Source organism: Erwinia sp. PME.40.26/001 (assembly GCF_055556675.1).
The window spans coordinates 1-377 of record NZ_JBVHNP010000047.1; the positions used below are offsets into that span (position 1 = coordinate 1).

The 377-nt window shown below is 67.9% G+C and carries 1 pseudogene; it reads left to right on the forward strand.

Features of this window, described 5'->3' with window-relative positions:
* Window positions 1-14 precede the first annotated feature (14 nt).
* A pseudogene (locus ACZ3HG_RS23150) lies at window positions 15-377 on the forward strand (sugar ABC transporter ATP-binding protein); the annotation flags it as partial.

Genomic DNA, 377 nt, shown 5'->3' on the forward strand with positions numbered 1-377 from the left:
TGTCGTGGAAGAAGATGCAGTCCGAGGCCGAGCGGATCCTCGCCGAGTGGAACATCCGCCTCGACCCTCGGATGCTGCTCTCGGACGCCCCGATCGAGGAGCGCCAGATGCTCACGATCGCCAAGGCGCTCGAGGCCGGCACCCGCATCGTGCTGCTCGACGAGCCGACCGTGCAGCTCGAGGGCGCGGCCATCCGACGCCTGTTCGACAAGGTGCAGGACCTGCAGCAGCAGGGCGTGACGTTCGTGTTCGTCTCGCACTTCCTGCGCGAGGTCACCGCGATCTGCGACTCCGCGACGGTGCTCCGCGACGGCAAGCTGCTGTGGTCGCGCCTGGGTGATGAGATCCGCTCCGACGACCTCGTCGAGGCGCTCCTC